This window comes from Pseudomonas aphyarum, assembly GCF_028657055.1.
Lineage (GTDB): Bacteria > Pseudomonadota > Gammaproteobacteria > Pseudomonadales > Pseudomonadaceae > Aquipseudomonas > Aquipseudomonas aphyarum.
This window is the reverse complement of the sequence record NZ_JAMDGS010000002.1, coordinates 710109-736448: the sequence shown is the minus strand read 5'-3', so window position 1 is coordinate 736448 and position 26340 is coordinate 710109. Positions and strand designations below refer to the sequence as shown.

Below are 26340 nucleotides of genomic sequence, written 5' to 3'. Positions count from 1 at the left end.
TGATGAATGGATGCGCGAGCAACTTGTTGCAGTGGGTAACCGATTTGCGTGCAGTCATTTTTAGTTTGATTTGGTAAAGGCTTGCAGTGTTCTTGAAGTTTTAATTTTTACAGCTGCAGTTCCTAATTTCAGTTCTTTTACAGGAAATGGAGTCGAATCATGTTTAATAAATTTTCGTCCGCTGTGCGATATGCACCAACAGCGTTTGGCCAACAAACCAATCGGTTTGACGAGCATTATGAAATCGTGAAGTCAGCGGCATCTCCCGCACTTCTTGATATGTCTGAGTCCAATCGGAGCATGTTGAAAAGTTTTACGCCTTCAACGCCGGACTGGCTGGTCAAGACCTCTGCGCAGCAACGTGCCGAGATACGGGGGCTGGTTGAGCAGAGCCTGGCGGCGCATACGGTCTTGAGTCGGGAGATGGCGGGGGTGAAATCTGCCCACGCGTTTTCCAGCGCTTTACTGAAGAACAAATTCAATGAAGTATTTTCTTTGGAATTCGATTTTGAAAAGAGTCTGGACTGGTCCGTGTACGGTGACCACCACGGTGCCACTTTGATTCAGGCGGCTCTTCAGAATTTCAGCGATGAGGATGAATTCCGAAGTATCGAATGCTCTGAGGAAGTTGCCAGAGGCAGGTATGAAAGAGTCCCGTTTGATGTCAGCAAGTTTGTCACGCTGTGTCGGGAGCTGGACCTCGGAACACACTATCAGCAACACATCAAAAGCCAATTGAACTGGGATGACCCGGCCGCCCAAGGCCGGTTGAGCGACGCCTTTATCGGTTATCACAAAGCGGCGCTGAAAGCGGCCAGCCTGATTGCCTGGCGCAAAGGTGATATCGAGGAAAGGCATCACCAGGCAATCATGGCCGTCGTGAACGGTGACAGATCGGTGCACATGGATGGCAGACCGGTGTGGTACCGAGGTTTGAGTTTCATGGAGATGCCCCTGCACAGCTGTCTCGTTCTTGAAATAGCCGACGCGGACAGCAATTCCGTCTGGGACGATCTGGCGTCAACGCTCGGTAGCGAGATTCAGCGCGATTTCATCGTCTACATTCCCGATGATCCCGACCATCCCGTGAAGCACTATTCCTCGATCGAGGCATTCAAGGCACGGCTGATCCAACAATTTACAAAGGGCGCCACCGCTGATGCACCGACGCCTTACCAACAGTTCTTCAGCCGTTTCACCCGGTATGAGGATCGGGCGAGATTCCTTGGGAGCTTTACCGAAGAGGTGCCGACCCCTTTCCTGGAGCGCCAGCGAGGTATTCACTACATTGAGCGTCGACAAAAAGCGGCTCCGGATTTTTTACTGCAGTTCACGGTTCTGGATCCGTCGGGAGAGCTCTGGGAACAGCGATTTGATCTCTGGACGATGCTCCATCAGCAATTCAGGCAACGGATCCTGCGCGATGCGCGTCACCAGGCCGTACCTACTGCGGACGTCGATGCCAATGCACGTCACGTAACGATCACGATGCTGGTCCAGTTCGGGCTGATGGCGTTGAATGTTTTTTCCCTCGCCGTGCCTCCCCTCGGGGCAGTGATGTTAGGGGTCAATGCTCTACAAATGATGTACGAAGTGCTCGAAGGGCTGGATGAATTGAGCATCGGGGATAAGGAAGCTGGCTGGCAACACATCAACGATGTGCTGGGCAACCTCGCTGTCGGCGCCGCATTGCTGCCGCTGGCAGGTGTCGCTTCTGCCGAGTTCACCCCGATCGAACTGGCCAGTGGGCAGAAACGTCTCTGGAAACCCGATCTCAGCGCCTATCGTTCCAGAGTGTCACTCAAAGATGTCGAACCCAATTTCCGCGAGCAGTACCGGATCGGCAATAAGTGGTATGTGCGCTTTGACGGGAACGCATTCGAAAAACGCTTCGATCCGTTGACCGACACCTGGCGAATCGTTCATCCGACGAATCCGGAAGCGTATCAGCCGGTACTCGCGGAAAACCCCGACGGCTGGTACCACACCCTGGAGCGGCCGACGCCCCATCCACTGAAGATCGCACCTATCAAGGGGGAGGGTATCGACAACGCCATTATTGGCCGCTATGCCGTTGATGAGGCGTTGATTCTCGGCTTGAAACCATCCAGAGGCATCTACCGCAGTATCGACAGCCAGTGGTGTTACATCCGTAACATCGACGATGCCGGTGTCGTCTCGGTGTATCGGATCCGTGATTCGTTCAATCTCAACGCCGAGATCCTGGACGTCAACATTGTTGATCCGCAGAGTAATCGGGCGACGGAGCTGCGCGTGCGGGAAGTAGCGCCCGACCAATGGCAACCTCTGGCGTTGAGAGGAGGTGCCAGGCCCGGAAACTCTCTGGCTGACAGACCTGCTTTTGTGCGCAAGCGACTGCCCAACGGTTTGTGGGAGCCGGAACTCGAAGTGGTGCCCAGGTCCGACGTGAGGCACGTGCCGTTTGATTGGGGGGATATGCATGAGCTTCCCTTTTCCATCGAGCCAACCAGCATTCACCAGGCACTCGATATGCCCGAGTTGGGCCTGCTGCCCATCGCCACCGACTTGATGGAAGGTAGCAAGACGGGGTTGTCGCAGGGGATCGCGTCGCAGCTCGACATGCGAAAGGGTGGGGGCAGCTTCCTGTTTACCATGCAGCGCATGAAGTATTCCGGTGCCGTGGAAGGGCAGTTCAATGCGCTCAAAGTCATCGACCTTGAGGCGGGCGACCTCCCCGAACAGGCGAATGCGATTTCCGCGTACTGGTCGCCGCAGGGAGGCTACGTCGATATCCCCGTCCACCCTGAATGGGCGCAGCCGGATCATGTCTTCACGCCTGGTTTCAGCGGTTGCTCTCTGGTAGTGGATCAGATGGATGAAAACCTGCTTCGGGTCCGGCATGTCGAGGGCGGCAAGGAAGCTGCTCAATACAATGATCTGGCCCGGGAGGAACATGGATGGGGACTGAGTGCCGCCATGGAGTATCCGGACTACGGACTCCGTCTGGACCAGAACGGCAATCCCGACTCGGTGCTGACGGGCTTTGCCTTCATGAGATACGACCGAACGGCTCGAGTCTGGAAACTGCACTATCAATCCAATCAGGGTGCGACCGCCATTGCCCGCTATTCGACGGAGAAACCGGGCTGGTTTTCCCGCCCCGATACGCTGGCACGAGTCTTTAGCCGGACGAAAGTCTGGAAGGTCGAGACCCGGCCAGTGACGACTGTCGAAAGGTTTGTCGCACCGGCCGGCCTGTGACGTTGCACCATTGCTGTGCAATACTCGGCGCCCATTTGTGCGGTGAATAATCCTCGAAATGCAGGATGGTTTGTCTCGTAAACCTTGTATTTGACGAGGTTTACGTCTGAATCAGATGCCTTATAGAGTGAAAAAACCTGTCGCAAGCTTTTTATACTGCACGCCCCGCTGATCCCGCAGGTTGCTTCTGCGGGACGGTCCTGCCCACGAAGCAGGGCCGGTTTTACCCAGGCGCAGGCTTATCGGCCGACGCTCGAACACTCGGTGGTCACATCCAATAACAAGACGAGGAAGTCCCCCATGCCAGTCGGCAATCACCCGCCCCATGGCGAAACCGCTCAAGGCGGCCCGCTCAAACGCGAACTCGGTGAACGGCATATTCGCCTGATGGCGCTCGGCGCCTGCATCGGTGTCGGTCTGTTTCTCGGTTCGGCCAAGGCCATCGAAATGGCCGGCCCGGCGATCATGCTGTCTTACATCATCGGCGGTCTGGCGATCCTGGTGATCATGCGCGCCCTCGGCGAAATGGCCGTACACAACCCGGTCGCCGGCTCCTTCAGCCGTTACGCACAGGATTACCTCGGCCCGCTGGCGGGCTTTCTCACCGGCTGGAACTACTGGTTCCTGTGGCTGGTGACCTGCGTCGCCGAAATCACGGCGGTGGCGGTGTACATGGGCATCTGGTTCCCCGATGTCCCGCGCTGGATCTGGGCGTTGGCGGCGCTGGTCAGCATGGGCTCGATCAACCTGATCGCGGTCAAGGCCTTCGGTGAATTCGAATTCTGGTTCGCGCTGATCAAGATCGTCACCATCATCGCCATGGTGCTCGGCGGCATCGGCATCATTGCCTTCGGTTTCGGCAACGACGGCGTGGCGTTGGGGATTTCCAACCTGTGGGCCCACGGCGGCTTCATGCCCAACGGCGTGACAGGCGTGTTGATGTCCCTGCAAATGGTGATGTTCGCCTACCTCGGCGTGGAAATGATCGGCCTGACCGCCGGTGAAGCGAAGAACCCGCAGAAGACCATCCCGAATGCGATCGGCTCGGTGTTCTGGCGGATCCTGCTGTTCTACGTCGGCGCGCTGTTCGTGATCCTGTCGATCTACCCGTGGAATGAAATCGGCACCCAGGGCAGCCCGTTCGTGATGACCTTTGAACGTCTGGGCATCAAGACCGCCGCCGGCATCATCAACTTCGTGGTGATCACTGCAGCGCTGTCGTCGTGCAACGGCGGCATCTTCAGCACCGGGCGCATGCTTTACAGCCTGGCGCAGAATGGCCAGGCACCGGCCGGTTTTGCTCGCACCTCGAGCAACGGTGTACCGCGTCGCGCATTGCTGCTGTCGATCTTCGCGCTGCTGCTGGGCGTGCTGCTCAACTATCTGGTGCCGGAAAAAGTCTTCGTCTGGGTGACCTCGATTGCCACCTTCGGCGCGATCTGGACCTGGGTGATGATTCTGCTGGCCCAGCTGAAATTCCGCAAAGGCCTGAGCGCCAGCGAACGGGCCGGCCTGAAGTACAAGATGTGGCTGTTCCCGGTCAGCTCGTATCTGGCGTTGGCGTTCCTGGTGCTGGTGGTCGGCCTGATGGCGTACTTCCCGGACACTCGCGTGGCGCTGTATGTAGGCCCGGCGTTCCTGGTGCTGCTGACCGTTTTGTTCTACGTGTTCAAGCTGCAACCAAGTGATGCGTCCCAGGGCGCGGTGCGTTCGGCTTCGTAATTCGTTGTCGCTGAAACTCGAAAGCCCCGGTCGAAAGTCCGGGGCTTTTTCGTGGGTGCGAGGTTGATGCCGCTGGTCTGAAAGCGCCGCAAAAAACGACTTCTGATCCAGAGTCATGTTCGAAGGTTTATCTACGTTGTTTCCAGCGCAGCCGTGAACAGAGGCGCAGGTATGAGGATCCGCGATTTTCTCGTACGAGAACTCGGCCGCCGTCAGGTCGTGCTGTTCTTCCTGCTCGCCACGCTGCTGTACATCCTGCCGCTGATCCTCTCCGACTTCCCCTACATCGACGACAACTGGCGCACCCTGGCCGCCGGCAACGCCTGGGCCGGGCAGGGGCGGTTGTTCATGGACTGGCTGTATCAGGCGCTGACTTTCACCGGCGCTGCGCCGAACGTTTTTCCACTGCCGCTGTTACTCGCCACGGTGGCCATATCGTTCGCGTTGACCCGGCTGACCTTTCACTATTTCCCCGAACCGACCCTGGCCTGTTGTCTGGTGCCATTGCCGCTCTGGTACAACCCGTTCCTGTTGCAGAACCTGTCCTATCAATACGACGGGCCGGGTATGGCGTTGAGTCTGGTCGCGGTGATTTACGCGATCACGTTTTGCGGCGCTTCACGCATTCAGCGCTGGCTGGTGCCGTCGGCGTTGCTGGCGCTGGCGATCGGGCTGTATCAGATCAGCCTCAATGTGTTTCTCGGGCTGTGCTGCCTGGAATTGCTGCGCAACGTTCATCGGCGAGTGCCTTGGGATGAACTCTGGCACCGGTCGGGCTGGCGGTTGGCGCAACTGCTGCTGACCGTGATGATCTACAGCGTCACGGCCTATCCGTTCACTGACCACGGACGCACGCAATTGCTGAACATGAGTGCTGATCCGTTGCTGCAGATCGGCATCAATATCGGTCGGGTGATAGAGAAAGTTGCGCTGCTGTTTCACGGCGGCTACACGGCGATTTTTATTGTGCTGGTGCTGTGCGCCGTGTTCGGCGGCGTGCAATTGGGGCGGCAGATTGGCGAGCGCAAATTGTCGCGCGCCAGGGGCTTGTTCCTGAGCTTCAGCTGCTTGCTGGCACTGCTGCTGATCGTGCTGCTGGTGCCGGGCATGACGCTGTTGTTTCGCGACTTCAACGAGGGCGCGAGGACCCTGATGGGGTTCGGCGTGCTGTTGATGTTGCTGTTCTATCTGGCCTGGCTGGGGTTGATGCCGCTGCATCAACGGTTGCCTCTGGTGTTGGCGATTCCGCTTCTGGCCACGCTGTCGCTGTCTTTCGCTTATGGCCGGGTGCTGACGATGGAGAAAACCTTCGCCAGCAGTGCGCTCTACAGCCTGAGCCACGACATTTCATCCCGTCGCGAACTGCGCGAAGCCAAACGGATTTATATCTCGGTGACGTACTCCGACCGCTGGCTGGCGGGGGCGGTGGGTACGTTCAAACAGTTGCCGGTGCTGCACTATCTGCTGAACGTCGACTATTTCATGCTCGCCGAAAATCTGCCCTCGGCCGGCATCACCAACGTGGTCGCCGAGCGCGAACGGCGCAACGCGACCCACGTCGGTCTGATGGGCTATCCACCCTTGGTGGACAGCCTCTATTACCGTCTCTACCTGATCGGTGATTACGGATTCATCGTGATGAAGGAGCCGCCCCACGGTCGCTTGCTGCAATGGTGACCGTTCAGAGTCTAGGCCGCCGCGATTTCCTGCGGCTCGAAACTGTCCGCCCGCGCCATCTGCCACATCCGCGAATAGAACTCGCCGTTCACTTCCCCGGTGAGCAATTCCCCTGGCTTCAGGAACACGTGCAGCTGCGAGAACAGTTTGATTTCGGTCGCTGACATGCGCCGCACCAGATGCTTGGCCGACAGTTGCGACGGATGATCGAGGCCGGCGGCGGCGAGCATTTCCGCCAGCGCCTTGAGCGTATTGCGGTGGAAGTTGTAGACCCGCTGGGCCTTGTCCGGCACCACTAGTGCGCGCTGGCGCAGGGTGTCCTGGGTGGCGACGCCGGTCGGGCATTTATTGGTGTGGCAGCTTTGCGACTGGATACAGCCGATGGCGAACATGAAACCACGCGCCGAGTTGGCCCAGTCAGCACCGATGGCCAGCACGCTGGCGATGTCGAACGCACTGACGATCTTGCCGCTGGCGCCGAGCTTGATCTTGTCCCGCAGATTCAGGCCGACCAGGGTGTTGTGCACGAACAACAGACCTTCGCGCATCGGCACGCCGATGTGGTCGGTGAATTCCACCGGCGCGGCGCCGGTGCCGCCTTCCTTGCCGTCGACCACGATGAAGTCCGGCAGGATGCCGGTTTCCAGCATGGCCTTGGCGATGCCCATGAACTCCCACGGGTGACCGAGGCAGAACTTGAAGCCCACCGGTTTGCCGCCGGACAGTTCACGCAGCTGCTGGATGAAATGCATCATCTCGATCGGCGTGGAGAACGCGCTGTGTCGCGACGGCGAGATGCAGTCTTCGCCCATCAGGATGCCGCGGGTGTCGGCAATTTCCTGGGTCACCTTGTGCTTTGGCAGAATCCCGCCATGGCCGGGTTTGGCGCCCTGGCTCATCTTGATTTCGATCATCCGTACTTGCGGGGTCTGCGCTTGGGCGGCGAAGCGTTCCGGGTCGAAACGGCCGTCGCTGGTGCGGCAGCCGAAGTAGCCGCTGCCCAGTTCCCAGGTCAGATCGCCGCCGTGTTCACGGTGATAGGGGCTGATGCTGCCTTCACCGGTGTCGTGGGCGAAGTTGCCGAGTTTCGCACCCTGGTTCAGCGCGCGGATTGCGTTGGCGCTGAGGGAGCCGAAGCTCATGGCCGAGATGTTGAACACCGACGCCGAGTACGGCTGGGAGCATTGCGGGCCACCGACCGTGACGCGAAAGCTGTTCGGATCACTCAACGGCGCCGGGCGCATCGAGTGGCCGATGAATTCGAAACCGGATTGATACAAGTCGATCAGGGTGCCGAACGGCTTGTCTGCGGTTTCATTCTTGGCCCGCGAGTACACCAGCGAACGCTGGGCGCGGGAGAAGGGCAGGGCGTCGCTGTCGGATTCCAGCAGGTACTGGCGGATTTCGGGGCGGATACCCTCGACCAGATAACGGATGTTGCCCAGGATCGGATAATTGCGGCGCACCGCGTGCGGGCTCTGCATCAGGTCGAACACACCGATCAGACTCAATACGCCGGTGACGGCGGTGATCGGCCACAGCCAGTCGTGTTCGAGAAAGGGCAGGCTGGCGAGGGTGAAAATCACGCAGACGGCAAAGAAGGCGTAGCGGCTCAGGAGTGACAGGCTCATACGGTTTCCTTGGTTCGGACGGTTTTTTTGCGGCAGTCAGGCGTTCTGCGCCTGCAGAAAGATCGAAAACAGCTCCGACTGGGATTTGATCCCCAGCTTGCTGTACATGTGTTTCTTATGGACTTTCACGGTTTCAACAGAGATTTCCAGCTTACGGGCGATTTCTTTACTGGAGCAACCGCTGAGCATCAGGCGCCCGACGTCCAGTTCCCGGGCGGTCAGTTGCGCGCCCTTGAGTTGCTGCACAGACGCTTCGAGCTGCACCCGCCAGTCCGGTTGCGCAGGCGCCGGGGCGAGGGCCACGGTTTCGTTGATTTCATAGGGCAGGCGCTGGCGCAACAGGCCGAGGACCCACGGCTGGATCAGCGACAGCAGGGCAATCTGCTCGCCGGTGAAGCGTTGCTGGCTGCCCAGCGACAGGCACAGCGTGCGGTCGCCTTCGAGCTGGCAATTGAACTGGATTTCGTCGGCCACCACATTCAGACGAAAGTATCGCTGGTAATACTCGGTCAGCTCGAAGTGCTCCGGCGCGACCTCCGACAGGCGATACAAACCGGTGCGCGACTGCTCGCGGCAGGCGATGTAGAACGGGTCGAGCAGGTACAGGCCGCGCAGATAATCCTGGAACAGTTGGTCGGGACTGCCGTCCGCGCCGGGGCATTCGGCGAACACCTGCGGGTGGCGGTCGGCGCTGAACAGCAGCGCCACCCAGCTATCGAACGGCACGTACTGGTCGAGCAGACGCACCAGTTGCGCCCAGAAATTCGGCTTGTCGAGGGCGTCGATCAACTGCCCGACGGCGCGGTGCCAGGTGATGTCGTCAAACGAAAGAGTCATGCCTCTACCCCTATCGGGTTACCCCGGCCGCGTAATTCCCTGGCCGGTCGAATGCGAAGCATACTGGCCCACAGACAGCCGCCGGGCAATCTTTCGGCGCCCGGCGCTCATAACAAGGACTACCCATGAAAGTCGAACTCGCCCAACTGGCGGGCCGTGACAAAGACACGGCGTACAACCTCGAACGTGCTCTGGCGGCAATCGCTGCATGCCCGGCCGACACGCAACTGATCGTGTTCCCCGAGACCCACCTGATGGGCTTCCCGACCGCCGACACCGTGGCGCAGATCGCCGAGCCGGTAGACGGCCCCACCGTCAGCGCCGTGCAGGCCGCCGCCCGCGAACGCAACCTCGCCGTGGTGATCGGCATGGCCGAGAACGACAACGGCCGCTTCTACAACACCACGCTGCTGATTACCCCAGAAGGCATCGCCCTGAAATACCGCAAGACCCACCTCTGGGCTTCGGATCGCGGTGTGTTCGAGGCCGGTGACCGTTACGCCACGTGCCTGTGGAACGGCGTGCGGGTCGGTCTGCTGATCTGCTACGACATCGAGTTTCCGGAATCGGCCCGTGCTTTGGCGCAACTGGGTGCGGAGTTGTTGATCGTGACCAACGGCAACATGGACCCGTACGGCCCGACCCACCGCACCGCGATCATGGCCCGGGCCCAGGAAAACCAGGCGTTTGCGCTGATGGTCAATCGCGTGGAAGCCGGGGATGACGGGTTGATGTTTGCCGGCGGCAGTGCGCTGGTGGATCCGCTGGGCACGGTGCTGTTCGAGGCCGGGCGTGAGGAAGGGCGGTTCAGTGTCGAGCTGGATTTCGCTCAGCTGGAACTGGCGCGCAAGGATTATCGGTATCTGGATGATCAGCGGTTGAGGTTGCCAGGGGAGGTGGTGGAGCGGGATGGTGGTGTTCGGGAGCTTTTGATTCCTGCCCGTTGACCGCTGCCCTCACCCTAACCCTCTCCCGGGGGGAGAGGGGACTGACCGGGTCGCTCATTCAAGTTACGCCGACCTGAAATACCCAGTCGAACTCAGGATCTGAAACTCATGGAGATCAGCTCCCTTCCCCCTCGCCCCCTTGGGGGAGAGGGTTGGGGTGAGAGGGTAAGGATCTCCAGTCGAACAAAAAAACAAGCAACACCCAAAACACTCGCCGAACTCGGCCTCTGCCATAAATCCAATAAAATCCGGAGTAAGTCGCCCATGGCTCGTTTGCAACGCACCCTTTCGCTAGGGTCGGTGGTGCTGTTCGGCATCGCCTACATGACGCCGATCATTGTTCTCGGCACGTTCGGCATCCTCGCCCAGTCCACCGCCGGCATGGTGCCCGCTGCGTATCTGGCAGCGCTGGTGGCGATGTTTTTCACCGCCATGAGTTATGGCCGCATGGCCGCCGCGTTCCCGGTGGCCGGCTCGGCCTACAGCTACGTGCGCAAGGCCATCAGCCCGAAACTCGGCTTCATCGCCGGTTGGGCGGTGCTGCTCGATTATCTGTTTCTGCCGATGGCGATCTGGCTGATCGGTGCCGCGTATCTGGCGTCGGCGTTCCCGTCGATCCCGCAGTGGATCTGGGTGCTGGCGTTCATCGGCATGACCAGCGCGATCAACATCATCGGTCTGAAACTGGCCAATGGCATCAACGCCTTGCTGATGCTGGTGCAGTTCCTGGTGCTGATCGCCTTCGTCGCGCTGTGCGTGCATTACGTTGGCGGCGATGCCAGCACGCCGCTGTGGTCGATCAAACCGTTCTTCAATGGCGACATGCAGATGCCGCTGATCATGAGTGGCGCCGCGATTGCCTGCTATTCGTTCCTCGGTTTCGATGCGGTCAGCACCCTCACCGAAGAAACCCGCGATCCACGTCGCACCATCCCTCGGGCAATCATGTTGATCACCCTGATCGGCGGGCTGATTTTTGTCGGTGTCTCGTACTTCGTACAGATCGCCCATCCGTCGTTCCAGTTCGACAGCGTAGACTCGGCGGCCTACGAAATTGCGCGCAACATCGGCGGTGATCTGTTCGTGTCGATCTTCCTGATCGGCCTGATCGTCGGTCAGTTCGCCTCGGGTCTGTCCGCCCAGGCCAGCGGTTCGCGGCTGTTGTTTGCGATGGGCCGCGACGGTGTCCTGCCCAAGTCGTTTTTCGGCACCTTGCACGAGCGCTTCGGTACGCCGGTCAACAGCATCCTGCTGTGTGCAGTGGTGGCTTTGCTGGCGCTGAAACTCGACGTGACCACCTCGACCTCCTTCATCAACTTCGGCGCGTTCCTGGCGTTCAGCCTGGTCAATCTGTCGGTGATTTTTCACTACTGGATCGGCGGCGAGAAAAAAGGCCTGCGCGAGCTGGTCCTGTTCCTGATCTTCCCGTTCATCGGCCTGGCGGCGGACTTGTGGCTGATGGTCAGCCTCGATCACCTGGCGGTGTACCTGGGTTTGAGCTGGCTGGCGATTGGCGTGGTGTACCTGGCGGTGCTGACCGGGGGCTTCCGTCGCCAGCCGCCGGAGATGGATTTTCAGGAAGCGGCTTGAAGGACGACGGGTTCATGGGGGCGGGCCGTTGATCGGCCCGCAGCACCTCTTGAATCTTTGATCTACGCTGTTTCTGAAGTACTGCCATATGGCCATGTGTGAAGTCTGGTAAGTCGTTGCGGCAGAGGGATTGACTTACTCGGAGCATTTCCATGACTGCCAAAAACCAGGCTGGTTCGGGCGGACTTGTCGCCTCTCTCTTTCGTCGGCCTCTGCGCGTTGCGCTCTTGCTGGCTCTTTTGATCATTATCGTTTTAGTGCAAAGCTGCAGCTGGTTCGCGGCACCTATCGGGAATTACGTCGCGGAAAAAGTCTTTCCCGATCTCGATCCCCCTCCTGAGCGAGAAGCACCGCCGACCTTCAAGCAATATCTGTCGTCCCCGATCAGTCAGGCCATTCTTGGGGGGCGGGGTCGCGGATTGAACTGCTCGATTCCCGAAATTGGCAAAAGTCTTTTTGAAACACCGGAGCAGACTGCGAGCGTCAGTCTGCATTTTCGCCCTTCGTGCGTCATGCATGATCTGTGTTATCGCCATGGGTACGCCACTTACGGATATGCACAGGCAGACTGCGATCGCGCGTTGCAGACGTCAGCATTTCGTATGTGTCGCCAGATCAACAAGTCGCTCGGCAATGAGAAGCCGATCTACGACGACTGCCAGACTGAAGCGAAAAAGGTGCTGTTAGGTGTTTCTCTTGGTGGCGCAGGCTCTTTCAGGGCCTCGGGCAAATCAACGTATTTCGAATACGACCCGATGCCTGAAAAAGCAGACAACTATGTGGTTGCCCGAGCCTTTGCCATCAATCAGGCGCAAGCCGCTTCGGGTGAGCTGGGGGTTATTGCCTACCACTTTCTTCGCAACTCGGTCCGAGCAAAAATGTTGAGGGTCGATCCCGGCGACCCTCGACGCTTGTTGGAAGTGCTAAGCGATCCGGCTCCCTATCCCGGGCAGTTGATCGCTACGGCGCCCACCACCGAATGGCTGGGTAACGGCCAGTCTTCAATGATTGCCGTGGCGCGTAATTCTTTCAGCGATACCCGAGTAGGGCTGGTGCAGTTTTCCCCTTTACTTGAAAACAACAAGATTTCTCTTTCTCTCAAACCCTGCCCGCAGCCTTGGGTTGCCGCGAAGTGTTCACCTGACCTGGGCTCCTCAATCGCCAGACTGGCCAATGTTGACGGGCGACCGATGCTCGTTTCGCTGGCGCACTGGGCCGGTTTCAAAGCCTCTGATTCCTCGAGTCGCGTTCATACGGTCAAACTGGTGCGCAGTGATCTTGCCGGTGATCCAATCATTGACGACTACACGCTCAATGCTCAACTCGGGATCAGGGATCGATATCGTTTTTTGCAAAACGAATTGCTTCTTGAGAAAGACGCACAGGGCCGTGATACGCATGCCTGGATTCTCGTGCGTGGAATGAAGCTGGATCCAGCGTCAGGGCTGATCGTTGATAACCCCGACGCTAAAGGATATGAAGATCGATTACTGGTGATTCGCCAGCCACTGGCGGATGGGCAGGCGGGTAATACCCAACGGTTTGTCGTCGATGCCAAAGAGGTCGATGATCCCCTGTCTTTGATTCATTTGCAGGAAGGTAGCGGAGTCGCATTGGCCGGATTGAGTTGGTCGCGCGAGGATCTGGAGCGGCTGGAAGACGCGGAGCCTGCGGCCCATTCGCCTTTTCTGTCACTTTGGCGTTTGCCTCAGGACGTTCAGCCTTCCGTTCAGGCTGTGGTTCAGTCGGAAAGAATTCCTCTGGATCCTGCGTTGAAGAATGACTTCATAGATCGACCTCCAGTGGTTATCAACGCACCCGGTTTTGCTGCTCCGATTGTCGTATGGACGCGAATGGCGGCGGAAACGAAGTTGCCTGTCACGCAAGCGTCGTTCGATGTCGTTTTCAACTCGCTGGACTCGACGCCGGATGTGAACCACAAATCCGCACTGACTCGATTGGGGGCGATCAGTTGTACGCTGGATCTCAAGCAGCAACTGTATTCCGACAATGCCAAACCTGTGAGACAAAACGCCAATCGAGCGGAAGGTGAGCGTTCTGCAACTGCGTTGACGCCTGTCACAGAGGGGCGCGGTGTAAATGAACTGTTCAGACGCTGGAAAATGAGCCAGACGATCGTTTCGAAAAAGCCTTCAGGCGACTCTGCACTGGATGACCTGACGGTAACGGTCGTATTCAACGGCTATACCAGCATGTCTTTCCAGGCTGTGCTCAAGAGCACGGACGGTCGGCTCCGGTTTTCTCAAACCCTGCCACAGGCGCAGTACCTGAGTTGCAAAGACCTTTAAACCCTGGCCTTTGCTCACAAACGGCAAGCATGTGATGCTTGCCGTTTTTTTGGTCAAAGGCTTTCCGTTCATGTCGATGCTTTCTTCTGAAAAGACTTCCATCATCCGCATCGCCGCCGCGCTGCTGCTCAACCCCGACGGCCAGACCCTGCTGGTGCGCAAGCGTGGCACTACGGCGTTCATGCAGCCGGGTGGCAAGATCGAGGCCCATGAACTGCCGGTGCATGCACTGGCCCGTGAGCTGGAGGAAGAGCTGGGGCTGGTGATCGATCCGGCGCAGGCGAGCTTTCTCGGCCAGTTCTCGGCACCCGCCGCCAATGAGCCGGGATTCGTCGTGCAGGCCGAGATCTTTCAGCTGACCATCGACGCCAAAGTGTCTCCGGCTGCCGAGATCGAAGAGGTGATCTGGATCGACCCGGCCACTGACGGCGATGTGGTTCTCGCCCCATTGACACGTGACCTGATCCTGCCGTTTTATCGAGCCTCGCTGACCGCGATCGCCTGATCATTCGTGCAAAGGACTTCGTCATGATCCCGCTTCAAGACCTGCTGATTTTTGCCGCCGCCGCACTGCTGATGGTGCTGACGCCGGGGCCGAACATGATCTACCTGATCTCGCGGTCGATCTGCCAGGGACGCCGCGCCGGGGTGACCTCGCTGCTCGGCGTGGTGGCGGGGTTCTTCGTGCACCTGTTCGCGGCGGCCGCCGGTTTGACCGCGGTGTTTCTCGCGGTGCCGATGGCCTATGAAGTGTTGAAGTGGGCCGGTGCGCTGTACCTGCTCTGGCTGGCCTGGCAGGCGGTGAAACCCGGTGCGCGCTCACCGTTCGAGGCGCAGCAATTGCCGGCGGACTCCTCGCGTAAACTGGTCACCATGGGTTTTCTCACCAGCGCGCTGAACCCGAAAATCGCTGTGTTTTACCTCTCGGTATTTCCGCAGTTCATTTCGCCAGAGCACGGCTCGGTGTTCACCCAGAGCATCATCCTCGGCCTGACCCAGATCAGCGTCAGCTTCTGCGTCAACCTGTTGATCGCGCTGTTCGCGGCGGGCATCGCGTCGTGGTTCGTCAACAACCCGACCTGGCTGGCAGCGCAACGTTATTTCATGGGCTTCGTGCTGGGCGGTCTGGCCGTGCGGCTGATGCTTGAACAGCGCAAGGCAGCCTGAACATGTGGATCGAACGGCTGGACGCCAGTCATGCGCTGGCCTATCGCGAATTGATGCTGGAAGCCTATGACCGGCATCCGCAGGCGTTCACCTCCAGCGTGCGCGAGCGCGCGGTTATGCCGCTGAGCTGGTGGGAATCACGCCTGACCAGCAAGCTCGACGCGGTGTTCGGCGCATTCGAAGACGGCCGCTTGGCGGGCATCGTCGGCCTGGCGTTCGAGCCTCGGGAAAAGGCCCGGCACAAGGCAACGGTCTTCGGCATGTATGTGTCGGCTGAATTTCGTCAGCGCGGGTTGGGGCTGAAATTGATGGAGGCGGTACTGGGTGAAGCGCAGCAGCATCCGGCGCTGAAAGTCATTCAATTGACCGTCACCGCCGGCAACGACGCGGCGTTTCATCTGTACCAGCGCTGCGGCTTCATCCAGTTTGGCCTGGAGCCGATGGCGGTGCGGGTCGGCGAGGACTACTTCGACAAGATCCACATGTGGTGCGCGCCTTTCGTGCCAACCGCCAGCCTCAACGAACCGCGCTGACCCCATCCAGCGTCGAGAACGAGGTGTCCTTGGCCGTCAGCAGGAAATCGCGCATGTACGGCGCGTCCAGCATGTCGGCGCGGATCGCCGCGTACAGCGTGGCAAACAGACCTTTCTCGCCCAGTCGCTTGGCCTTCACGTAACCGCGCGAGCTGTATTCATGCAGCGCCCAGTGCGGCATGCCGCACACGCCACGCCCGCTGGCCACCAGTTGCATCATCATCACCGTCAGCTCCGAGGTGCGTACCTGCGCCGGTTCGATGTCGGCCGGTTCGAGGAAGCGGGTGAAGATGTCCAGTCGATCACGTTCGACCGGGTAGGTGATCAGGGTTTCGGTCAACAGGTCTTCGGGAACGATGAACGGTTTGCTTGCCAGCGCGTGCTGGTTGGCGACTGCGAGCATGGCTTCGTAGGTGAACAGCGGCACATAAGTGATGCCGGCGATTTCCAGCGGGTCGGACGTCACCACCAGATCCAGATCACCCCGGGCCAGCGCCGGTAGCGGGGCAAACGAGAAACCCGAAGCGAGGTCGAGTTCGACTTCCGGCCACGCATCGCGGAACTGGTCGATGGTTGGCATCAGCCATTGGAAGCAGCTGTGGCATTCGATCGCCATGTGCAAACGCCCGGCGGTGCCGCCGGCCAGACGCCCGATGTCGCGTTCGGCGGCGCGCAGCAGCGGCAGGGTCGCGTCGGCCAGTTGCAGCAGGCGCAGGCCGGCGCTGGTGAAGCGCACCGGTTTGGTCTTGCGCACGAACAACGGCATGCCCATGCGTTCTTCCAGTTCCTTGAACTGGTGGGACAGCGCCGACTGGGTCAGGTGCAGGCGGTCGGCTGCATCGACCAGGCTGTCGGCTTCGCGCAGGGCATGCAGGGTTTTCAGGTGACGGATCTCAAGCACCGCAGGCTCCATGAGGAAAATTTGTGATCAACACGAAAAGGTTGAGTTTGTCTCATGTTGCCCTGGCTGTCGACAATGGCGCCATCTTTTACGCAATGGAGAACACTCGACATGGCCGTGGCCCACACCCTTGGTTTCCCGCGCATCGGCGCCGACCGCGAACTGAAAAAAGCCCTTGAAGCCTGTTGGAAAGGCGATCTCGATCAGGCCGCTCTGAATCAGGTCGGCCGCGAACTGCGCGCCAAACACTGGCAACTGCAGAAGGACGCCGGCATCGATTTGCTGCCGGTCGGCGACTTCGCCTGGTACGACCAGGTGCTGACCCACTCGCTGACCTTCGGTGTGATCCCCGAGCGCTTCGACGGTGTGCGTGACGAGCGCGGCCTGCCGACCCTCGACACCCTGTTCGCCATGGCCCGTGGCGCCACGTCTTCCTGCTGCGGCGGTGAGCACGGCAAGACTCAATACGCCCAGGAACTGACCAAGTGGTTCGACACCAACTACCACTACCTGGTCCCGGAATTCACCGCCAACCAGCAATTCAAGCTGAGCTGGGAACAGCTGTTCGATGAAGTCGAAGAAGCCAAAGCCCTCGGTCACAACGTCAAACCGGTGATCATCGGCCCGCTGACTTACCTGTGGCTGGGCAAGGCGAAAGGCAACGATTTCGACAAGCTCGATCTGCTTGAACGTCTGCTGCCGGTGTACAACGAAATTCTCGGTCGCCTCGCCGAACAAGGCGTGGAGTGGGTGCAGATCGACGAGCCGATCCTCACCCTCGACCTGCCGCAAGCCTGGAAAAGCGCGTTCGAACGCGCCTATCACATCCTTCAGTACTCGCCGCTGAAGAAACTGGTGGCGACCTATTTCAGCGGTCTGCAAGACAACCTCGGCCTGGCCGTCGGCCTGCCGGTGCAAGGCCTGCACATCGATGCCGTGCGTGCGCCGGATCAGCTCGGTCAGGTACTTGATCGCCTGCCGACCTACAAGATTCTTTCGGTCGGTCTGGTCAACGGTCGCAACGTCTGGCGCTGCGAACTGGAGCAGGCGCTGGCACAACTGCAACCGGCCCAGGAGCGTTTCGGCGACAACCTGTGGGTCAGCAGTTCCTGCTCGTTGTTGCACAGCCCGGTAGATGTCGAGCGTGAAGACAAGCTCGATCCGGAACTGAAAAGCTGGCTGGCATTCGCCGTGCAGAAGTGCAGCGAAATCTCGGTTTTGCGTGATGCGCTGAACGACCCGCAAGCGCCGAAAGTGCAAAGCGCGCTGGCCGAAAGCCGCGCTATTCAAGAGAGCCGCGCCCGCTCGCCGCGCATTCACAAGGCCGCCGTGCAGGCCCGGATTGAAGCGATCAACGCCAGCGACAGCCAGCGCCATTCGCCGTTTGCCAAACGCATCGCCGCGCAGCAGTCGCGTTTGAAGTTGCCGACGTTCCCGACCACCACGATCGGTTCGTTCCCGCAGACCGGTTCGATCCGTCTGGCCCGTCAGGCGTTCAAGCAGGGCAAGCTGTCGGCCAACGATTACCACGACGCCATGCGCAGCGAAATCCGCCACGCGGTACAGGTGCAGGAACGTCTGGGTCTCGATGTGCTGGTGCACGGTGAAGCCGAGCGCAACGACATGGTCGAGTACTTCGCCGAGCAGCTCGACGGTTACCTGTTCACCCGCTTCGGCTGGGTCCAGAGCTACGGTTCCCGTTGTGTGAAACCGGCGGTGATTTATGGTGACCTCAGCCGTCCGAACGCCATGACCGTGGACTGGATCACCTACGCCCAGAGCCTGACCGACAAGGTCATGAAAGGCATGCTGACAGGTCCCGTGACCATGCTGATGTGGTCGTTCCCGCGCGAAGACGTGTCGCGCAAAGTCCAGGCGCAACAACTGGCGCTGGCCCTGCGTGACGAAGTGGTCGATCTGGAAAACGCCGGAATCAAGATCGTGCAGATCGACGAAGCGGCGTTCCGCGAAGGCTTGCCGCTGCGCCGTGAGCAATGGCAGGAATACCTCGACTGGGCGGTGGAAGCGTTCCGTCTGACAGCCTCGGGCGTGAAGGATGAAACCCAGATCCACACTCACATGTGCTACAGCGAATTCAATGACGTGATCAAGGCGATCGCCGACATGGACGCCGACGTCATCACCATCGAAACCTCGCGCTCGGACATGGAATTGCTGGAAGCCTTCGAAGCGTTCGACTACCCGAACGACATCGGCCCGGGCGTCTACGACATCCACTCGCCGCGCGTGCCGGACACCGTCGAGATGGTGAAACTGATGAGCAAAGCCGTGAAGCGCATCCCGGCGCAGCGCCTGTGGGTCAACCCCGATTGCGGCCTGAAGACCCGCGCCTGGCCTGAGACCGAAGCAGCGCTGGTGAATATGGTGGCGGCGGCGCGACAGTTGCGCAGTCAGTTGGCGTAAGGCAAACAGTGTGAGAGCGAGCTCGCTCCCACACTGTTTGCGGATATCAGACGTTCTCGAAATACGGCAACACCGCCGACCGTTTACCGATGTCGGCGTAGGGCAGGTCGGGGTTGTCGGCGTGTGTCAGGAAGCGATGTTCCGGCAGTTTCAGGTGGGCTTTCTCGAACTCGCCGAATACGGGTGCCGCTTTCGTGTAGTGAAAGTGGGCGTACCACAGCAAGGAGGGTGGTTTCTGGGTCAGGTCCCGGATTTCGTATTCCTGCAGATAGTCGGTTCTGCCGTCGGGGCGTTGATCCAGCGGTTTGAGCAACGCAGGTTTGCGAATGTCCACCGCCTGCTGATCGAGCAAGTCGACCAGCATGCCGTCGTTGGGGTTGCGGGTTCTCAAGGCTTGTCGGGTGCGTAACTGCCGGCCGATGGTTTTCAGTTCGGCGGCCTTGTCGCGCAATGACCGGATGACCGGATCGCGACTCGTCAGGGCTTCGATATCCTGTGCACGGCGCAGCAGATCATCCGCCTCGATGACCATCATGTGTTCCAGATCGACCGGCAGCATGTTCTGTTCGGCGTAGGTCCGCACTTTTGCCAGATAGGCGCCTTGAGCATCCAGTCGCTTGCGCGCATCGGCCACCAGCCGGGCGGGATCTCTGGGGACCGGTTGCGGTGACGAGGCATCGCGCAGGCGAAATCTTCCGCTGTCGGCCTGTTCCCAGACTTCACCGTTCTTGCCCTCTTCACTGAGCACGAACTGTCGCTTGCGGGTTCTCGGCTCCCACTGTTCGACGCCGACCAGTGTTCGGTTGTCCTCGGTCACGAACACCTTCGTTGTCGACCTCCCGACGGGCTTGCTGACGGCTGGTTGGGCGAGAGTGGCACGTGCTCTTTCGGCGAAGGCTTCGATACCGGCCAGTAACGGCTCGACCTCCTCCTGGTGGAAATAGTCGGGATGGCGGGTGGTCCACGCTTTCATTTTTTGCCGGAAGGTCGCGTAGGCCTCCAGACACTCGCCCAGCATCTGATTGCGTTGTTGGCGGGTGACGACCGTTTGTGCAAGGTTGTATTGAACATACAGCGCCCGGTTTACCGCGAGGCGCGCAGGGTAGGCCTGCTGTTGCAGATAGATCCAGGACAGCTCCTCGCCCCGGGAGTAGTTCTTGACGGTTTCCATTCTGTTGCCGGTTTTCAGAAACTGCAGGTTGCTGTCGTTCAGGCGCCGGTTGAAGTGGTCGACATCTGTCTTCAGGCGGATTTCAGCCCTTTGCGAAGCATTGGTGATGCGTGCGTACCATTGATTGAGTTCGGCCATCAGGGTCTCGGTCTGTTCCAGTTCCCGGACGAATTCGCCACGCAGCTTGCGCGTTGCCTCCAGATGACTCAGGCGCTGGCTGACGGCATCCTTGGGCAATGCATCGAGCTCACGGGTCAGCGCGTCAATCCGGTCTTGCAATCGAGTGGCTCGGTCACTCGAATAATAAATGCGGTGCCGGAAACGGTCCGCGACAATCCGCGCGGTGTCACTGAGGAACCGGATCGTCTCGCGATGTTTGTTGCCGTGGGTCAGTGGCTGCAGTTCGGTCAGTGCCTGAAAGCGTCGACGGGCCAGGGCAATGTCGCTGATACAGCAAAGGTCAGCCAGCTCCCGCAGCCGTGCATTGCTGGTGTCATTGATGAAGCTGGCAATCGCGGCATCGTGGCGGGAGATCTGTACCCGGATTTGCGCAATCAAATCGTCGGCAGTATCGGTCAGCTGGACGTGACGCCGCAGGGCACGATCGATCCACCAGTGCGGCAGTCGAGCACGGATCGCTTGGGGCCAGATCGGTTCCAGAGTGTCGGCCAGATGCCCGAGCACTCCGCCGCCGCCGAGGCCACCGCCTTCGAACGTGGTGCCGTAGACGCCGAACCAGGTGTCCCACTGGCCCGTTTCGTCCAGCGCGACGGGTTGCTTGTAGGTTTTGCCCGGTGTTGCGCTGAGGCGCCAGTTGCGCGAGTCCTTGCTCCACTCCACCTGGAACACACGACCCTGTCGGACGATGAAATCGCCGTCGGGATGTCGATAGACGTTGCGATAAATCCCGTGGGTTGCCGGTTGCAGCCCGGCCAGGGAAAGAGGGCGGGTGTACTCGTAACCCGAGAAACGGGCGACGACATGTGCGGCCTGGCGTCGTGAAGCCGTTTGCAGCGTGGCCGCGCTGGCGGCCAGGGCCGTCAACTGGCGTGTGCGGGTCAAGGCACGGGCAGCCTGGGGCAGCGAACGGCTTGCCGTGTGTCCGGGAATCAGATCCAGGGCAGCGTCGATCAACGACAGCAGCACCGAGCCCAGCTCTGCAACGCCATCCCCGACCTGCCCGCGCAGAAAGGCAGCCACCGCCTGATTGGCAGACGCCCAGGCATCGTAAAGCGCAACGGCGGTGCCCACGAACGGCAAAAAGCCCATGGCCATTTTGATGTAATTGAAAGCGCGCGGCCCCTGGAGTGCATAACGTTCCGTGTACAAGGCAGCGTTGGAGCGCGAGCTGCCACGATGTGCTTCGATCAGGCGCCCCATGTGCGCATCGAGCAGGTGCGCGGCCAGCGATGTGGTGACCGGCCAGCGCGCGCCGATCCCGATCATGCCGGTGAAGTCGTGCTCAACGGCGCGGTTGAGGCGGTGCTCATGGGCCCGCGCATCGCCCTGCAGAGCCCGACGGGCCAGGTAGCGACTTATCGTGTCTTGCCGACACAGGTTGAACAGTGCCCGGCGTGCCTGTTCAAGGCTGGCGTAACGGCGCAGGAAACGTTCGTCCGGGGTGTCCGGCAGATACAGCAAGGTCACGCCGCTGATCTGCTCTTCTATGAACATCACGCCGGACAAGGTACTCGGGCCTTCGCCCTCGGTGTCTTTGCCTCCCGCACTCAGGTACGCCGGCAACAGGACAACGCGCTTGCCCTGCGAAGTCCAGGCTTGGGCCGAGTCAGCGTCGATGGCCGTGTCGAAAAACTGCAAGTCGTCATCGCTCAGTTCGTTTTGCAGACGGGCACACTGTCCCTGCAGCCGGAGCATCAGCCGCCAGGGTTCGAGCAGGCATTCGCGCCGATGTTCCCTGGTGAAAGCGCTTTCGTCGGCCGCGCCTCTGAACGTGTCGACAATCAGTTTTTCGTAGGCCTTGGGCAGATCCAGATCCGGCAAGGTCTTGCGCAGATACGTCAGATTGATGCCGTTGAGCAGGGTGATGCGATCCTGCGCCCTCGTGGCGCTGACTTCCAGGCGCATGAAGATCAGTCGCTGCGACAAGGCATCATCTTGAACCTTGTGCTGAGGGTCGATGTTGAGTTGCGCCAGTTCTTCCAGTGACATCCTGCTGCGGGCAGTGCTCGGCACCATCTCCGTGGTTCTCTGGGTTCCGGCCGGGCCTGCGGAATATCGGGTCTGCTGTGTGACCGAGTCGGGCAGGGTCAGGGCAATCGTGAAGTCACCCTTGAGCGCAAAGTCTCTGCGCAGCCGCGTGTGCAGGTGTTGGCGGGTGAAGTCATCGCGGGGGATCAGGTGGATGGTCATCAGCTCATGACTGCGGCGCATCGCGACGATGAAGGCTTCGATCAATGACTTGAGGCGGCTGCGTTCGGCATCGGGCAGACGTTTCAGCCAGTCCGGCAGTCGGGTGCTGAGGGTGGCGCTGTGTGCCTGCTCCTGCAACTGCGCGATGACCAGCGCCCGGGCAGGGTTCACCGGGACCTGCCAGTCGGCGAGCGAGCGCTGGCGCAGGATCTCCAGTCGTTCGGCCTGAGCCGTCCCGCTGTGGCTCTGGCGGATGCTGGCGGCCCGTTCCTTGAATTCGTCGGTCAGCCGCTCCAGTGAATAACGCAATGGATCGCCGGTGATCGGTCTGAGTTGCAGGCTCACTGTGCTGTCGCTGTCGGCCATCCGGAAAACTTCACGCGCCAGCGCCCGGCGGTTGGCGAAACGTTGCAGGCCTGCGCCGCAACCGGGCCAGTAAAGCAGCACGCTGTGCGCTGAGTCGACGTCCAGAAGCGCAAGCGGATGGGTCATCACAAACGGGCCGTTGAGGGTTTGAGTGACATCGCCAGTCGTTTCGCTCATTTGCAACGTGAGGCTGGCAGCCACCCGATTTGCGCCCGGTGTATCGGGCGTATCGAGCAGCGCCTTCAGCAGGGCGATGTCCTCATCGCTGAGTTGCCCGAGCGCGTGTTGCAATCCGGCTTCGGCGTACAGGCCGGTCTTGTGTGCCAGATGCAGCGCCATGAATTGGCGGTCGAAAACCGTTGGGTTCTGAACCATCAGACTTTGCGCGGCGGTGTTTGCCGCTTGCTCGGCACCTTCCAGTGCACTGTGCAGATCATTGATCGAATCCGCCGAGCGGCCCGCTTCGTCCAGCCAGGCTTCAAGCGCTTCGCGCTGACGGCGCACCGCGGCCTGACGCCATGACCACGGAAGATCGGCGCTCAGGCTGTCGAACAGACGAGGGGGCGTTTCGTCCGCTGAAAGCGCTGAGGCGTGATCTGTATTCAGACCGGGGCCCGTGGAGAACACGGCCATCCCCAACTGCCGGTCAACCAGATCGGCGACGTTGAGGGCCAGTGCGCCGTGTTCGAACAGTGTCCGTTTGGCATTTGAGCCACTGCGCAGCGCTGATGCCTGGGCCATCTGTTGTTGCCACAGCCATTCATCGAAGGCGGTCGTCAAACGGCCAGCCCCGCCGAATTCCACCTTTACGTTTTTGCCGGCCAGCCCTGTCGGCATCGGCGGCTGACTGGCCAGCCAGCCGTGCAGGTCATCACGCCGGGCGAAGGCGTGCAGCGCATCCGGCCGGTTCGGCAGGTACAACAACTGAGCGCCGTCGTCTGCGTGGCTGATGACCCACGCCGCCGGAAGTCTCGCTCGTACCCCGTTGTCGAGCAGCAGGTTCGGCAGTTCGACCTTCAGCGTTTCGCCAGTGCCTGACGCACTGTCCGACGGGCTCAGCAGCGACCATAACGGTTGTAATTGCTGCGCCGTGAGCTGGCGCCGGGCGAACGCCATCTGCGCGACCGCCTCGATATGCTCGCCATACAACTGCCTGGCGCGTTCATGTCTCGACACGGGCGTGCCGGGTGCCCGGGCATTCCAGTAAGCGTTCCAGTGCTGTTCGAGCGCCTTGGCCGGATCGAGGCCTTTGAGGCGTTCGAGCAGTTGCGACGGGGTGAGGGGGTAAAGGGCGTGAGATGGACTGACTCCCGTCACCCGGCATTGGCGGTCCAGCCATTCCTCGATCCACGGCTGCTGAAACACGAAGGCGCAGGCCTCGGTCAGGCTGACGAATCGCTGTGCATGCCCGCTGACGGGATGAAACAGCAAACCCGCCTGTTGGCCGTCCAGATCGAACTGTCGATGAAGCAATCGGCTGAGGGTGTCACGGACCGACGATACGCCCGCACACAGCTGGCGCAGGCCCTCGCTGCTGTTGCGCCGGCTGATCGTCGCAACGTGCAGCAAACTTTCATCGACGGATTTCGGCAGTGTGGAAAGTCCGAGCCGATCGGACAAGGGATTCGCCTGAGGCGGCGGCAGATCGAAAAGCAAAGATTCAGTCATGGCAGCAAAGCTCGATGGTGAGAGCGGCGGCTCCGCTCGATTCGCCAGCCATTCAAGGAAAGTTGCCACGGGAGAGGGTGCTACATAGTTATTGTGGATTCGACCGCTCGGCACTCTTCATCAAACTGTCATCGAACTGTGGCAGCGCGCTTGAACAAACTTCATCAGACTCGCGCTCTACTGGGGTTCTGTGTTTCGGTGTTTTTCATGTTCAAGGGATTTTTTGCAATCGCGGCGTTGTTGGCCGCGGTTTTTTTCGTTCCGGCGTCCTATGCGGCGTCGCGTTGCGACGTCAATGTACCGACCGAACGGGTCGATCTGAAGCAGGTGAGCCTGGCGTACCAGAGCATCGGCCGTGCGTCGGATCCGGCGCTGTTGCTGGTGATGGGCCTGGGCGGGCAGTTGATTCACTGGCCGGACGAAGTGGTGGTCGCGCTGTGTCAGCAGGGTTTTCGGGTGATTCGTTATGACAACCGTGATGTCGGCCTGTCGACCTGGCGCCAGACGCCGGTGGAAGCCAACCTGACCTTTGAGGTGCTGCGCTACAAGCTCGGCCTGCCGGTGGCGGCGCCTTACAGCCTGACCGATATGGCCGACGATGCACTGGGCCTGATGGACGCGTTGCACGTCGAGCAGTTCCACGTGCTCGGCGCGAGCATGGGCGGGATGATCGCCCAGCACATGGCGGCGATGGCGCCGCAACGGGTCGAGAGCCTGACGCTGATCATGACCAGCTCCGGCGCCGAAGGGTTGCCGGCGCCGAGCGCGGCGCTGGTGCAGTTGCTGGCTCGACGTGGCGCACCCAATCGCCAGATCGCGCTTGAGCAACAGGCCGATCTGCTGGCCGCGCTGGGCAGCCCTTCAGTCAGCGATGATCGCCAGGCATTGCTGCATCAGGCGGCGCTGTCCTATGACCGGGCGTTCAATCCCGAAGGCGTGAAGCGCCAGATCATGGCGATCCTCGCCGAACCGAGCCGGGTGGCGTTGCTCAATCAATTGCGCGTCCCGACGCTGGTGGTGCACGGTACGGCGGATCCGTTGCTGCCGGTGATGCACGGCGTTCATCTGGCGGCGCATATTCGCGGCAGTCAGCTGCGGCTGATTCCGGGACTGGCGCACCGCTTTCAGGAAGCGTTCAAGGAGCCGTTGCTGGCGGCGGTGTTGCCGTATCTGCGCGAGCATCGCGAAGACACGTCGCACTGGGCGCAGATTGAGCCGGTGGCTGAGCGTAATTTGTTGTGAGCCGGAAGAGCCCCTCACCCCAGCCCTCTCCCAAGGGAGAGGGAGCCGACCGAGGCGTCTCGCGTTCGACATTGACCTGAAATACCAAGTCGATTGTGGATTCGGTAAAGCACTTTCAGGTCGGCGTGTTTCTCCAATCTGCCCCAATCGGCCCCCTCTCCCTATGGGAGAGGGCTGGGGTGAGGGTGGCTTTTGATCTACATCGGGCTCAGGCGTGAAGCCGCACCCACACCGACACCAGCACCGTCGCTGCCATCAGCCACGCCACCGCCGCGACCGCCAGCGAAGCTTCGAGGCGCATGCGGTCGACCATCACGTACAGCGTTGCCAGATAGACGAAGTACGGAATGATCGACCACATGCCGAAGACGATGGTGGTCTTCAGGTCGTCGATCGAGCGGCCCTTGCCGACGATGTAATGGGCGATCAGGGCGAAGGTCGGGAACAGCGGCACTAGCCCTGCGATGTAGTAGTTTTTGGTCTTGGCCAGCATGGCGAGGATCACCACCACGGCCGCGCCGAGCATTGCCTTGAAAATCAGA

The 26340-nt window shown here is 60.3% G+C and carries 16 protein-coding genes; 11 read left to right on the top strand and 5 right to left on the bottom strand.

All coding sequences use genetic code 11. The annotated features are described in order from the left end of the window. The first annotated feature begins 159 nt into the window (after positions 1–159). From M5G18_RS05010 to M5G18_RS05000, 3 genes are all read left to right on the top strand, one after another. Positions 160–3243: a dermonecrotic toxin domain-containing protein gene (locus M5G18_RS05010; RefSeq protein WP_273899152.1), complete on the top strand. Its 3084-nt coding sequence runs from the start codon at positions 160–162 to the stop codon at positions 3241–3243. 300 nt (positions 3244–3543) lie between these two features. Next, positions 3544–4965 (top strand): amino acid permease, encoded by a 1422-nt coding sequence (locus M5G18_RS05005; RefSeq protein ID WP_115079077.1) that lies wholly within the window; start codon positions 3544–3546, stop codon positions 4963–4965. 171 nt (positions 4966–5136) lie between these two features. Continuing rightward, a complete protein-coding gene (locus M5G18_RS05000; protein WP_273899154.1) occupies positions 5137–6642 on the top strand; it encodes a glucosyltransferase domain-containing protein in 1506 nt (501 codons plus the stop codon). A gap of 11 nt (positions 6643–6653) precedes the next feature. On the opposite strand, the gene M5G18_RS04995 is transcribed toward M5G18_RS05000, so the two are convergent. Both M5G18_RS04995 and M5G18_RS04990 read right to left on the bottom strand, forming a co-directional pair. Then, the gene (locus M5G18_RS04995; protein ID WP_273899155.1) at positions 6654–8273 is read right to left on the bottom strand and encodes an FMN-binding glutamate synthase family protein; all 1620 of its coding nucleotides are present in this window, start codon (positions 8271–8273) and stop codon (positions 6654–6656) included. A gap of 36 nt (positions 8274–8309) precedes the next feature. Then, complete coding sequence (locus M5G18_RS04990; RefSeq protein ID WP_011335770.1) at positions 8310–9110, bottom strand: helix-turn-helix transcriptional regulator; 801 nt, start codon at positions 9108–9110, stop codon at positions 8310–8312. A gap of 125 nt (positions 9111–9235) precedes the next feature. Here M5G18_RS04990 and M5G18_RS04985 point away from each other — a divergent pair, with 125 nt between their 5' ends. The 6 genes from M5G18_RS04985 (at position 9236) to M5G18_RS04960 (ending at position 15656) form a co-directional block, all read left to right on the top strand. Further along, positions 9236–10057: a carbon-nitrogen hydrolase family protein gene (locus M5G18_RS04985; protein ID WP_273899156.1), complete on the top strand. Its 822-nt coding sequence runs from the start codon at positions 9236–9238 to the stop codon at positions 10055–10057. Positions 10058–10321: 264 nt separating this feature from the next. After that, the gene (locus M5G18_RS04980; RefSeq protein WP_273899158.1) at positions 10322–11647 is read left to right on the top strand and encodes an APC family permease; all 1326 of its coding nucleotides are present in this window, start codon (positions 10322–10324) and stop codon (positions 11645–11647) included. Positions 11648–11799: 152 nt separating this feature from the next. Further along, positions 11800–13956, top strand: coding sequence for a hypothetical protein (locus tag M5G18_RS04975; RefSeq protein WP_273899159.1), 2157 nt, complete (start codon positions 11800–11802; stop codon positions 13954–13956). A 70-nt stretch (positions 13957–14026) separates the two neighbouring features. Continuing rightward, positions 14027–14461, top strand: coding sequence for an NUDIX hydrolase (locus tag M5G18_RS04970; RefSeq protein ID WP_273899411.1), 435 nt, complete (start codon positions 14027–14029; stop codon positions 14459–14461). A gap of 23 nt (positions 14462–14484) precedes the next feature. Continuing rightward, positions 14485–15123 carry a LysE family translocator gene (locus M5G18_RS04965; RefSeq protein ID WP_179693875.1) on the top strand — a complete coding sequence of 213 codons (639 nt, stop codon included), beginning with the start codon at positions 14485–14487 and terminating at the stop codon, positions 15121–15123. Between the two features lie 2 nt (positions 15124–15125). Next, positions 15126–15656: a GNAT family N-acetyltransferase gene (locus M5G18_RS04960; RefSeq protein WP_179693877.1), complete on the top strand. Its 531-nt coding sequence runs from the start codon at positions 15126–15128 to the stop codon at positions 15654–15656. Here the strand turns inward: M5G18_RS04960 and metR are convergent. Further along, positions 15640–16557, bottom strand: a complete 918-nt coding sequence (gene metR, locus M5G18_RS04955; protein WP_273899160.1) for a transcriptional regulator MetR — start codon at positions 16555–16557, stop codon at positions 15640–15642. The two genes, M5G18_RS04960 and metR, sit on opposite strands and share 17 nt — an antisense overlap. 111 nt (positions 16558–16668) lie before the next feature. Between metR and metE the strand changes: the two genes are divergently transcribed. Continuing rightward, entirely contained in the window at positions 16669–18981 is a 2313-nt protein-coding gene (gene metE, locus M5G18_RS04950) for a 5-methyltetrahydropteroyltriglutamate--homocysteine S-methyltransferase (RefSeq protein ID WP_273899162.1), read from the top strand. 46 nt (positions 18982–19027) lie between these two features. On the opposite strand, the gene M5G18_RS04945 is transcribed toward metE, so the two are convergent. After that, on the bottom strand, positions 19028–24556 hold the full coding sequence (locus M5G18_RS04945) for a dermonecrotic toxin domain-containing protein (protein ID WP_273899164.1): 5529 nt from the start codon (positions 24554–24556) through the stop codon (positions 19028–19030). A 207-nt stretch (positions 24557–24763) separates the two neighbouring features. On the opposite strand from M5G18_RS04945, the gene M5G18_RS04940 reads away from it, so the two are divergent. Then, positions 24764–25798 (top strand): alpha/beta fold hydrolase, encoded by a 1035-nt coding sequence (locus M5G18_RS04940; protein ID WP_273899166.1) that lies wholly within the window; start codon positions 24764–24766, stop codon positions 25796–25798. Positions 25799–26006: 208 nt separating this feature from the next. Here M5G18_RS04940 and M5G18_RS04935 read toward each other — a convergent pair whose 3' ends face one another. After that, positions 26007–26336, bottom strand: coding sequence for a GlpM family protein (locus M5G18_RS04935; protein WP_162831789.1), 330 nt, complete (start codon positions 26334–26336; stop codon positions 26007–26009). Positions 26337–26340 lie beyond the last annotated feature (4 nt).